Source organism: Pseudomonas sp. TKO26, assembly GCF_003225665.1.
Lineage (GTDB): Bacteria > Pseudomonadota > Gammaproteobacteria > Pseudomonadales > Pseudomonadaceae > Aquipseudomonas > Aquipseudomonas saponiphila.
This window is the reverse complement of the sequence record NZ_QKLN01000005.1, coordinates 242,746-253,692: the sequence shown is the minus strand read 5'-3', so window position 1 is coordinate 253,692 and position 10,947 is coordinate 242,746. Positions and strand designations below refer to the sequence as shown.

The window sequence follows — 10,947 nt, the reverse complement described above, 5'->3', positions numbered from 1 at the left end:
CTCTATTTTTTGCCGCCTGAACTCTCAGGCGCGAGCCTTGACCATGAACAAAGCCTTGTTAGCCGCCCTGATCCTGGGCATTTCCATTGTCGGCCTGAGCATAGGCTCCACAGTGCCGATCCTCGCCCTGCGCCTGTATCAGGCCGGCGCTTCGAACAACCAGATCGGCATCATGTCGGCACTGCCTGCGGCGGGAATGATGCTCTCGGCCTTTCTGGTCAATGCCCTGGGCCAGCGCCTGACCCGGCGCCAGATCTATCTGCTGTGCTTCAGCCTCTGTGCGCTGAGCGTGGCGGCTCTGGAACTGCCCGACGCCAGTCTCTACAGCCTCGGCCTGGCCCGGGTCGCCATGGGCCTGGGGGCCGGGCTGATCATCATTCTCGGGGAAACCTGGGTCAATGAAATGGCCGAGGACGCCAGCCGCGGACGACTGGTGGCGGTCTACACCACCTGCTTCACTTTCTTCCAGTTGCTGGGCCCAGGGCTGGTGTCCTTGCTGGGCACCGAGGGGCCGGCGGTACTGGCGATCGTCAGCGTCGGCTACGCCATCGCGATTGCCGTGGTCTGGCTGACCCTGCCACAGGCAGACGCCTCGGACTTCCATGAGGAAAGCCGGAGCTTCTCGGTTCTGGGCTTTATCCGCATCGCTCCGGCCTTGTGCGTGGGCATTCTGTTTTTCGCCTTTTTCGACAGCGTGGTGCTGTCGCTGTTTCCGGTGTACGCAGCCGGCCACGGCTACAGCATCAAGCTGGCGGCGCTGATGGTGACCATCATTCTCCTGGGGGATACGGCATTCCAGTTTCCCCTGGGCTGGCTCTCGGACAAGCTGGGACGCCCCGGCATCTACCTGGGTTGCGGTTGCATCGCCCTGCTGATCGGCCTGTGCCTGCCGCTGCTGATGACCGCTCCCACCCTGCTCTGGCCGAGCCTGGTCATCCTGGGGGCGGCGGCTGGTGGTATCTACACCCTGGCCATCGTGCTGATCGGACAATCCTTCAGCGGAGCGGACCTGGTCACCGCCAATGCCAGTGCCGGCCTGCTCTGGGGTATCGGTAGCCTGCTCGGCCCTCTACTCAGTGGCGCCGCCATGAGCGGTGGCAGCTATGGCCTGCCACTGACCCTGGCGGTGGCCGCCGCAGTGGTCGTAGGGTTTGCCTTGTCCCTGGTGCGCCAGGAGCAACTGGACAACGTTGCGCAATAGCAGGATCGTCCCCTGCCGACGCGGCCGCAGGTCATTCACAGGCCGCGTTTTTGTCATTACCATCGCGCCCTTCGAAGCCCCCCAACGGATAACCCTGCAATGGACCGAGCTCTGCGCCTCCTACCTCTGTGTGGACTGCTGTCACTGCTGCCCCTGCCGGCCCTGGCCAGCCCACCGGTGGACTGCGCCGCCCTGAGTGACAACGCCTCCCTGGAGGCCGGCCAATACCGTCCGCCCCTGGAGGCCAAGGTCATCGGCGAAGGACGGTTGCACTTCCACAGCGGACCAGACGCCGCCTGCATCGACAAGAAACTCTATGTGATCCCTGGCGACGGCCTGACGGTGTACTCCTCCAGCGACAGTGGCTGGGCCCAGGTCATGTACATCGCCAAGGACGGTGAGGACTACAGCGGCTGGGTCGAGGAAAAGCGCCTGCAGCTGGGCAGTCATTACGGCGGTCCACAACTTCCCGGCGAGGTCACGACTTTTATCCAGCGCCACGAGGATTGCCTGCACTTTGCCGGCGAGGAGGCCTACGACGAAGAGCGCCGGGCCGAACTGGAGAAAGCCGTCAATCAAACCTGTGCCGGCCACGATCGCCAGCTCGCCGCCCTGCGCAGCCAGTACCAGGACAACCCCGAGGTCCTGCAGGCCCTGGAACCCCTGGAAAACCTCGAATAATCACGGCTCGATAAAAAACGGCGCCTTCAGGGCGCCGTTTTTTCATGCCGTGACACTTGCACTCAATGCGTGGCTTCGGCACTGCCGCGGGCATGGCTTGGCGCAGCACCGTCCCCGGACTGCGGCGACGATTGACCCGAAACCTCAGCCACCAGCGGCACCTCATTGCCTTCGGCATCGTGCAGCTTGCCACCGCTGAAATAGTCCCCTTCACGCAGCGCAGCAATGTCCTGGAAACGCAGGCTGCGTTCGGTGCCGGCGACGAACACCGACTGCTGGTCGGAGTTGCCTGCAGTGAAGTGGTTGAACGCAAGGTTCAGCACGATCGCCATGATCGCCGAGGAACTGATGCCCGAATGGAAGATCGTCGCGAACCAGCTGGGGAAATGGTCGTAGAAGCTCGGCGCGGCAATCGGGATCATGCCGAAGCCGATTGAGGTGGCAACGATGATCAGGTTCATGTTGTTGCGGTAGTCGACCTTGGACAAGGTGCGGATGCCACTGGCAGCCACGGTGCCGAACAGGACGATACCGGCCCCGCCGAGCACCGAGGTCGGCACCGCGGCAATCACCCGCCCCATGAATGGCAACAGACCGAGAATCACCAGGAACAGCCCGCCGGTGGCGACCACGAACCGACTCTTGATCCCGGTGACCGCCACCAGCCCGACGTTCTGGGCAAAGGCGCTCTGGGTGAAGGAGCCGAAGATCGGCGCGATCATGCTCGACAGCATGTCGGCACGCAGGCCGTCGCCCAATCGCTTGGAGTCGACTTTGGTGTGGATGATCTCACCCACCGCAAGGATGTCCGCCGAGGTTTCCACCAGCGTCACCATGACCACGATGCACATCGACAGGATCGCCGCGACATGGAAGGTCGGCATGCCGAAATGGAAAGGCGTGGGCAGACCGAACATCGGCCCCTGGCTGACGCCGGAAAAGTCCGCCATGCCCAGGAACACCGCGACCACGGTGCCGATGATCATGGCCAGGAGAATCGACAGCCGGGAAATCGCCGCACTGCCGATCTTGCTCAGCAGTAGCACCAGGGCCAGCGTCAAGGCCGCCAGGCCGATGTTCGACATGCTGCCAAAGTCCGCCGCGCGACTGTTGCCGCCCATGGCCCAGCGCGCCGCGACCGGCATCAGCGTCAAGCCGATGGTGGTGATGACAATGCCGGTGACCAGGGGAGGAAAGAACTTGGTGATCCGCGAGAACACCGGGGTGATCAGCAGGCCGATCAGCGAGGCGGCGATCACGGCCCCGAGCACCGACTGGAAGCCCCCCTCCCCGGTACTGGTGACAATCGCCACCATGGTTGAAACCCCCGCAAAGGACACCCCTTGCACCAGCGGCAGCTTGCAGCCGAAAAACGGCACGCCGAGGGTTTGCAGCAAGGTCGCCAGCCCTCCCGCGAACAGCGAGGCCGCAATCAACAGGCCGATCTCCGCCGGCGACAGGCCGGCCGCCTGGCCGATGATCAAGGGCACTGCAACGATACCGCCGTACATGGTCAGCACGTGTTGCAGGCCATAAGCCATATTCGCGCCAATACCCAAATTTTCATCTTCGGGCCGTTGCTGTGAAACCTGGGGCGTATTCATGGTGTGGGGTTCCCTGTTTTTGTTATGCGCACACTGTATGCAACATCAAAGACAACTGTCCATAGGATTGTATACAGTTTTCCACTCGGGATTTCTGCGGCCCCCGCGTGCGGACAACCCGTGCAAAGCCCTCGACTATCGCCCCCGCCCCAGCCTGAAAAGCCGTCCCAGAGCCGTCGCTCAACTCAGCACCGGGCAGGAACGGCGCCCTCGCGCGAGTTTTTCCACGCGGTTCCAGGAATTGAAAAACAGGATTAAAAAAGCCGATCCGCTTGCCGGATCGGCTCACACCTCGCACCCGAGGAACAATTACTGGGCCGGAACCCGGATCTTGTACACATTGGGCGCGACACGAACCCACTGATCACTGACCAATGGATAGACCTTGGTCCGCGCCGACAGACGCAGCAGTTGCGAGTTGATGGTGGCCAGGGTCTTGACGTTGCCATCACGGGTATAGCTCAGCATGTTGTCCCGCAGATTGACGATGGTGTTCCAGGTGTCGGTGTTGTTGACGATGTACTGGGCGTTGCGTTCGAACTCCTCACCCGGGTCGTCATTGCGACCGTTTGGCCCGAGGAACAGGTTCCACGGCATCCAGGTGTAGAAGCCATGGAAGGTGTCCCAGCCCAACGGCCGTGGCGGCACGCCGGCGTTGGCCCGCACCACGCCCCGACCGATCTCTTCGAGCAGGGTCTTGGCCTGGTCGTAGTCGGCCTGCACCGCCGGGGTGACGTTGACCTGGTTGTCCCGTCCATAGCTGAGGAAGCGCCCGCCGAAGCCGTCCCAGAACCCTTTCAGCTCCTTGAGATGCCCACGCTGCACCACGGACATGTAGAAATCCCGCAGTTGGTTGTAGGCAATGATGTGATGACGACTGACCGGGACGGTGTACGCCGCTCCGACACCGGAAGCCGTGAGATCGGCGTTGTAGTTGTTCGACGGCGGATAGGGTGAGCCGGCACGGGCGTCCATGCTCAGGTTGTAGCTGCCGTCGGGATTGGGCACTGCGTAGCTGGCGCTGGAACACAGGCCGAGCACGATCAGCAGGGCTGCGAGCAGCCCTGCCCGGAAGCGCCTCAGTGATGCACCAGCGCTGTCGAGCAGATTTGAACGGGGTGTTTTGTGCATGATTCTCTCCTTGAGAAATGACCGGCTTGCCGGTGAAGTCTAAGGAGCAGGAGCCTGCAGATTTAACCGGGAATCGATTCCGCCCCCGCCCTGGCGCGCACTGCAAAGCCCAAAGAATCAGGACTCAAGCAATTGTCCGATCACCCGCCGCAGCTCCGGATGATTGGGCAGGCGCAAGGCGAACTCATCCTGCAGCAGGCGCATCAGCTCCCCGGCCTCGGTGATCTCCCGTCGCTCGCTGGGTTGCCCCATCCGATGCAGGGCGTAGCTGCCGTTGTTCAGCGTGCGGCGCACTCCCGGCCCTATCAGCGCCACCTTCAACTGGCCAAGGAAAGGTGAATCCGGATGAGTGGAGACGTACCAGTTGCCCATCTCGTAATCCACATCGCCCTGCACCTGCAGATCGAAGACATAGAGAGCCCGCCATTGCTCCGCGACCTTGGCACGCAAGGTGTAGCTGCCCTCGCGCCGGGTAATGCGATAGGGCTCATGGGGCGTGGCCTGCTCTTCTTCGGTGTCCAGCCGCAAAGGCGTGGTGGGCACCATGCCGCCAAAGCCGACGTCGGCGATGTAGCGTTGGCCGTCCAGATGCAACAGGGTCAGCCGATGGCTGCGAGCGGTGAGCGCATCCTCCGGCCCTCCCATCACTACCCGCCCGGTGATGCCCCGGGCCTCATAGCCCAGGTGCTGCAGCAATGCCAGGAAGCTCTGGTTGAGCTCGTAGCAGTAGCCGCCGCGACCCTCGTGGAGAATCTTGCGCTCCACGGACGCCAGATCGATGGGCACTGGCACCTGTAACAGGGTCGAAAGGCTTTCGAAGGCAAAACGACAGACATGACGCCATTGCAGCTCCCGCAGGTTTTCCAGGATCGGCGCTGGGGGGCGTGAGTAGCCGAGTTGCTGCAGGTACAGGTCGAAGTCCATCAGGTGCGGCTGGCTCATGCACAAATCCTTGAAATGAGGGTCGCCCAGGGTCACAACCGACCCTGGCAGGTCGGGCTTATGTATAAGCCAGAAACGGGAAATCCAGACAATGAATTCGGTTGATATTTTTTATTGCGGTGGCTCTGGATTGGACCTTGCCAAGCGCCGTGGACGACCCTGTAATAGCCCTCCCTCCGTGCGATCCACCAGTACCTGCAACAACGCCCCAGCCGATCCTGAACCTTCAATCCAACCCCTTTACAAGGATGTAGCCATGCCGGTCGATTTCACTCTACGCCACGCTGAGCACGGGGATGCGCTGTGCATCAGTGGCCTGGCCACCCAGGTCTTTCTCGACACCTACGCCACCGATGGCATGCGCAGCGACCTGGCCGAGGAGGCCCTGAGCGTCTACGCCCCGGAGCAGTTCCGCCAGCGCCTCGAAGACCCCGCAAGAACCCTCCTGCTGGCTGAACGCAACGGGCACCTGCTGGGGTTCGCGGAATTCGCCCGTCAGGCCCGAGCGCCGCTGCCAGGGTTATCCGACGCCGTGGAACTGGTGCGCCTGTACGTGCAGCGTCATGCTCACCGGCAAGGCGTTGGCCAGGCGCTTCTGCAACAGGTGGAAAGCCTGGTGAAAAACAGCGATACCCCATGCCTGTGGCTCGCCGTCTGGTCAGAGAACCACCGGGCACAGGCCTTTTATCAAGCCCTGGGGTATGCCTGCGTCGGCCGCACAGCGTATGAATTTGGGGGCAACGCCTATGCCAATCAGGTGTTCTGCAAGCGTTGCTAGCACCTCAACGATCGGAACGCTGCAAGGGTTCCCCGGTGCGCTCCGCTGGCAAGGCCATGACTCGGTTACGACCCATGGCCTTGGCCTGATAGAGCGCCTCGTCCGCACGCTCGATAAACATCTCGATACTGTCGCGTCCGCTGGGCACGAAGGAATAGCAGCCCAGGCTGACCGTCACGCACCCCACCGGGGAGCCGGAGTGGGCAATGTCACGCTGCATGACACTGCAACGAATCTGTTCGGCCATGGCCAGCGCGCCGTGGATATCGGTATCAGGCAGCAACACCGCAAACTCTTCGCCGCCGTAGCGCACAGCCAGATCGGCCTTGCGCTGGCAACAGTTCTTCAGGGCCTGGGCCACTTCCGTCAGGCAGTGATCGCCCGCCACATGGCCATAGGTATCGTTGTAGCGCTTGAAATAATCGATATCGGCCATGATCAAGCTCAACGGGCTGTGTTGTCGGGCACCACGGCCGAACTCGATCATCAGGGAACGCTCGAACAAACGTCGATTGGCCAGACCGGTGAGGCTGTCATGGGTGGCAATCACCTCCAGCGCCTCCTGAGCATTGCGCAGGTCCATCTCGATCCGCTCGTTGTTGCGCACCTGACTGACGAACACCCAACCGAACAGCCCTACCCCCAACAGCACCAGAGCGACGATGGCCGAGGATTGATAAGCCGAGGCGTACCAGCCCTTGAGAATCGAATCCTTGGAGTTTGCCGCGGCCACCACCAGCGGGTAGGCCTGCAACTGGCGATAGCCATACAGGCGCGTCACCCCATCCACAATCGAGGTGATCATGGCATTGCCGGAAGTGGCCTCGGGCAGGTACTTGCTGAAGATCTCGCCGCGGGACAGGGAAGCGCCGATCTGCCGCTCCTCGAATGGCCGTCGCGCAATCAGGGTGCCATCGGACAGGGCCAGGAACATCGCGCCCTGTTCATCGATATTGAAGCTTTTGAAGAACTGATCGAAATACGCCAGCTTGATACCGGCCATCAGCACGCCCTGGAAATTGCCGTCCCGGTCATTGATCCGGCGCGAGATGGGAATGATCCATTCACCGTTGGCGCGACTGCGAATCGCCGGGCTGATATGGGCCTGCAGCGAGGCGTTCTGCTGGTGAAAGCGGAAGTAGTCGCGATCGGCGACATCCTTGCCGTGGGGCGACTCGTTGAACGAACTGACCAGCCACTGGCCTTGCTTGTCGTAGAGAAAGACCCCGCTCAGTTGGGTCAGGGCCTGCACCCGTCGGGCAAAGATCTGCTGCAGGCGCGGGCGCTGCCGGGGCTCATCCCCCAGGGCCTGGATCCACTCGGACAGGCTCATCAACACCAGGTCGGCCTCCATGAAGGTGTCTTCGGCCTGCTGGGCAATCGCCCGGGTCAGGTTGGTGGAGTTGACCTCAGCCTGAGCCAGGTCATGTCGCCAGGACTGCTCCAACTGCAGGAACAGCAAACCACACAGGCACAGGAACACCGTGGCAATGAAGGCTACCGCGGCCTTGAGCAGCGGCAGGCGCTTGAGGTTGCCGCCGGGGGCATGCTGAGGATCGTAGATGGGGACAGGCAATAGGGTCTTCCTGACGGGAAAGGCCTGGGCAACAAGGCACATTCCTGGTTGTTTTCATGACTGGCGCAACGACCAGCGCCCTGCGAAGCATCATTTGCGTGACGTTTGAACACAGGCAAGGCTCTCACGTACCTGCACATGGCCTGCCCCACGCCAGGGTTATCGGCCGCAAAGGGCGATGCCTGAAGCGCGCAACGTCGACTACAAGCACATTTGACAATCCGCCGACACCGCGCTGCCACCAGCACCTGATCCGCCCCAAGCCCCACTGAACACGCAAAACCGAGCATCGGGGAACTCTGGCAACGGTATTCGGGCAACAGTGTACAGAGCACAGCTAGCCGCGGGAGCACCGTAATGCCTGATAACGACCTAGCCCCCAGCCGCGCCGAACATCCGCAAAAGAATGTAGTCGTAGGCCAGGCGACAAATACACGGCTGCTTTTTAACTGCATTACCACTGCATGCACGGCAGAGCTGGTAGTGCCAACCATCGTCGACGAAGCCTTGCATGTCGCTACAGGCCCGCCTGAAGAAAAGGCAGAGACTCATGACATGCTCGAATGCCTGGAGCCCAACCACGGACGGGTGACTCGCCACTGCACGACGGATAGCAAGCAACCTCAATCTGCACGCCGCGCCACATAAGCGCCCCCGACATAAAAAACCATAACGGCCGGTTTTCGGGCGAAGGTTTGAGTCTCTTGGTAAACTCGCGCCCATTGCAAATCACACTTGTCCATGCCGAATAGCCAATGCAGCGATCGGTGCGTTGGCGCCCCTGATCATGGCAAGCGCCTTGTGATACAAGCGCAAAGCGATTGCAGCTTGAGCCAACGCCCTTCAGAAAACGCACACTTACCCCCTAGAACACGCCTTAAACACGTAGAGCAAAATGGTCCAGAATTCAGCTACAACCCCAGTAAACTCAAGCCCTACGCTGTCCCGGCGGTTTAGCGTTGCACCTATGATGGATTGGACGGACCGCCACTGCCGCTACTTCTTGCGTCTGTTGTCCAAACACACCTTGCTCTATACCGAAATGGTCACCACCGGCGCGTTGCTCAACGGTGATCATGAGCGATTTCTGCGCTACCACCAGAGCGAGCATCCGTTGGCGCTGCAATTGGGCGGCAGTACTCCGGGGGATCTTGCGGCCTGTGCACGAATGGCTCAGGAACATGGCTATGACGAGGTCAACCTGAATGTCGGCTGCCCTAGCGATCGGGTGCAGAACAATATGATCGGCGCCTGCCTGATGGGGCACCCGGAACTGGTGGCCGATTGCGTGAAGGCCATGCGCGATGCCGTGTCGATTCCAGTGACGGTCAAGCATCGGATCGGCATCAATGGCCGCGACAGTTATGCCGAGCTGTGTGATTTCGTCGGCCAGGTGCATGAGGCGGGTTGCACCAGTTTTACCGTACATGCGCGCATTGCGATCCTTGAGGGGCTGTCGCCCAAGGAGAATCGGGATATTCCGCCGCTGCGCTACGACGTGGCTGCGCAATTGAAAGCGGACTTCCCGCAGTTGGAGGTGATCCTCAATGGGGGCATCAAGACCCTGGAGGCCTGCCATGAGCATCTACAGACCTTTGACGGGGTAATGCTGGGGCGTGAGGCCTATCACAATCCCTACCTGCTGGCACAGGTGGACCAGCAGTTGTTCGGCAGCGACGCGCCGGTGATTTCCCGTGCCGAGGCGCTGGCGCAACTGCGGCCCTATATCGCCGAGCATCTGGCAAGCGGCGGCGCCATGCACCACATCACTCGCCATGTACTGGGACTGGGGACCGGCTTCCCCGGAGCACGCAAGTTCCGCCAGTTGTTGTCGGTGGATATCCATAAGACCCAGGACCCATTGGGATTGCTGGATCAGGCCGGGCAACTGCTTGAAGGACGTTAACCGTCAAGCGGATTGAACCTGATGCGGCTTTTGATATCTGAATAACCTGAAATCTGTCCCGCATTCAGACAGCTGTTTTCAGGTCGCCGCCCCCAGCGGCGCCGTAAGCCTTTCGCGCCCTTGAGCGCCTGCCGGCGCTCGGGTAATGTCATCAGACCCATAGGACAGAGCACGCTCATGACTTCCAAGCTGGAACAACTGAAGAACATCACCACCGTGGTGGCCGATACCGGCGACTTCGAGGCCATCGCCCGGGTCAAGCCGGTGGACGCCACTACCAACCCATCGCTGCTGCTCAAGGCCGCGGCCATTCCCGGTTATGCCGATCTGCTGAACGCTTGCGTCAGCGATTGCAAAGGCGATGTCGGCCTGGCCAGTGATCGTTTTGGCGTAGCGGTTGGCCAAGAGATCCTCAAAGTCATTCCCGGCCGCATTTCAACCGAAGTGGATGCCCGCCTGTCGTTCGACACCGAGGCCATGCTCAAGCGCGCCCATCGCCTGATCGAACTCTATGAGAAGGCCGGCGTGGGTCGCGACCGGGTACTGATCAAGATCGCCTCCACCTGGGAGGGCATCCGCGCTGCCGAGCAACTGGAACGCGAAGGTATCCAGACCAACCTGACCTTGCTGTTTTCCTTCGCCCAGGCCATCGCCTGCGCTGAAGCCGGTGTGTTCCTGATCTCGCCATTCGTGGGACGGATCTACGACTGGTACAAGAAAGCCACCGGCAACGATTACGTCGGCGCCGACGATCCTGGCGTGCAGTCGGTAACCCGCATCTACAACTACTACAAGGCCAATGACTACAAGACCGTGGTCATGGGCGCCAGCTTCCGCAACCTGAACCAGATCGAGCAACTGGCTGGCTGCGATCGCCTGACCATCAGTCCGGACCTGATCGAGAAGCTGGCCACCGACACCGGCAAGCTGGAACGCAAATTGAGTCCTGGCAAGACCGGTGAGGCCCGTCAGAGCCTGAACGAAGCGCAGTTCCGCTGGGCTTCCAACGAAGACGCCATGGCCACCGAAAAACTGGCCGAGGGCATTCGCCAGTTCGCCCGCGACCAGGAAAAGCTCGAAGCCCTGCTGGCCGCCAAGTTCTGATAGCTTTGCAGCAATGCAAAAAGG

10 protein-coding genes are annotated in these 10,947 nt (G+C 61.2%); 6 read left to right on the top strand and 4 right to left on the bottom strand.

Annotated elements, in window-relative coordinates; genetic code table 11:
* Positions 1-43 precede the first annotated feature (43 nt).
* Positions 44-1,201, top strand: coding sequence for an MFS transporter (locus tag DNK59_RS10055; RefSeq protein ID WP_110723094.1), 1,158 nt, complete (start codon positions 44-46; stop codon positions 1,199-1,201).
* Positions 1,202-1,300: 99 nt separating this feature from the next.
* Positions 1,301-1,882, top strand: coding sequence for an SH3 domain-containing protein (locus DNK59_RS10050; RefSeq protein WP_110723093.1), 582 nt, complete (start codon positions 1,301-1,303; stop codon positions 1,880-1,882).
* A gap of 62 nt (positions 1,883-1,944) precedes the next feature.
* Here the strand turns inward: DNK59_RS10050 and DNK59_RS10045 are convergent, their stop codons facing one another.
* The 3 genes from DNK59_RS10045 to DNK59_RS10035 all read right to left on the bottom strand — a co-directional run bounded on the left by DNK59_RS10045 (position 1,945) and on the right by DNK59_RS10035 (position 5,559).
* A complete protein-coding gene (locus tag DNK59_RS10045; RefSeq protein ID WP_092316501.1) occupies positions 1,945-3,486 on the bottom strand; it encodes a nucleobase:cation symporter-2 family protein in 1,542 nt (513 codons plus the stop codon).
* A 309-nt stretch (positions 3,487-3,795) separates the two neighbouring features.
* On the bottom strand, positions 3,796-4,617 hold the full coding sequence (locus tag DNK59_RS10040) for a hypothetical protein (RefSeq protein ID WP_110723092.1): 822 nt from the start codon (positions 4,615-4,617) through the stop codon (positions 3,796-3,798).
* Between the two features lie 117 nt (positions 4,618-4,734).
* Positions 4,735-5,559 (bottom strand): arylamine N-acetyltransferase, encoded by an 825-nt coding sequence (locus DNK59_RS10035; RefSeq protein WP_110723091.1) that lies wholly within the window; start codon positions 5,557-5,559, stop codon positions 4,735-4,737.
* Between the two features lie 256 nt (positions 5,560-5,815).
* On the opposite strand from DNK59_RS10035, the gene DNK59_RS10030 reads away from it, so the two are divergent.
* Positions 5,816-6,337, top strand: coding sequence for a GNAT family N-acetyltransferase (locus DNK59_RS10030; RefSeq protein ID WP_110723090.1), 522 nt, complete (start codon positions 5,816-5,818; stop codon positions 6,335-6,337).
* 4 nt (positions 6,338-6,341) lie between these two features.
* Here the strand turns inward: DNK59_RS10030 and DNK59_RS10025 are convergent, their stop codons facing one another.
* On the bottom strand, positions 6,342-7,913 hold the full coding sequence (locus DNK59_RS10025) for a GGDEF domain-containing protein (RefSeq protein WP_110723089.1): 1,572 nt from the start codon (positions 7,911-7,913) through the stop codon (positions 6,342-6,344).
* A 357-nt stretch (positions 7,914-8,270) separates the two neighbouring features.
* Here DNK59_RS10025 and DNK59_RS31595 point away from each other — a divergent pair, with 357 nt between their 5' ends.
* The 3 genes from DNK59_RS31595 to tal all read left to right on the top strand — a co-directional run bounded on the left by DNK59_RS31595 (position 8,271) and on the right by tal (position 10,923).
* Entirely contained in the window at positions 8,271-8,561 is a 291-nt protein-coding gene (locus tag DNK59_RS31595) for a hypothetical protein (RefSeq protein ID WP_146249892.1), read from the top strand.
* 247 nt (positions 8,562-8,808) lie between these two features.
* On the top strand, positions 8,809-9,819 hold the full coding sequence (gene dusA, locus DNK59_RS10020; RefSeq protein ID WP_092316527.1) for a tRNA dihydrouridine(20/20a) synthase DusA: 1,011 nt from the start codon (positions 8,809-8,811) through the stop codon (positions 9,817-9,819).
* A gap of 177 nt (positions 9,820-9,996) precedes the next feature.
* Complete coding sequence (gene tal, locus DNK59_RS10015; RefSeq protein ID WP_110723088.1) at positions 9,997-10,923, top strand: transaldolase; 927 nt, start codon at positions 9,997-9,999, stop codon at positions 10,921-10,923.
* The last annotated feature ends 24 nt before the right edge of the window (positions 10,924-10,947 follow it).

What these genes read in the sequence shown, in the direction of transcription:
- DNK59_RS10050 (WP_110723093.1), top strand. Translation starts at nt 1,301, where the DNA reads ATGGACCGAGCTCTGCGCCTCCTACCTCTGTGTGGACTGCTGTCACTG.
- DNK59_RS10055 (WP_110723094.1), top strand. Translation starts at nt 44, where the DNA reads ATGAACAAAGCCTTGTTAGCCGCCCTGATCCTGGGCATTTCCATTGTC.
- DNK59_RS10045 (WP_092316501.1), bottom strand. Translation starts at nt 3,486, where the DNA reads ATGAATACGCCCCAGGTTTCACAGCAACGGCCCGAAGATGAAAATTTG.
- tal (WP_110723088.1), top strand. Translation starts at nt 9,997, where the DNA reads ATGACTTCCAAGCTGGAACAACTGAAGAACATCACCACCGTGGTGGCC.
- DNK59_RS31595 (WP_146249892.1), top strand. Translation starts at nt 8,271, where the DNA reads ATGCCTGATAACGACCTAGCCCCCAGCCGCGCCGAACATCCGCAAAAG.
- dusA (WP_092316527.1), top strand. Translation starts at nt 8,809, where the DNA reads ATGGTCCAGAATTCAGCTACAACCCCAGTAAACTCAAGCCCTACGCTG.
- DNK59_RS10030 (WP_110723090.1), top strand. Translation starts at nt 5,816, where the DNA reads ATGCCGGTCGATTTCACTCTACGCCACGCTGAGCACGGGGATGCGCTG.
- DNK59_RS10035 (WP_110723091.1), bottom strand. Translation starts at nt 5,559, where the DNA reads ATGAGCCAGCCGCACCTGATGGACTTCGACCTGTACCTGCAGCAACTC.
- DNK59_RS10040 (WP_110723092.1), bottom strand. Translation starts at nt 4,617, where the DNA reads ATGCACAAAACACCCCGTTCAAATCTGCTCGACAGCGCTGGTGCATCA.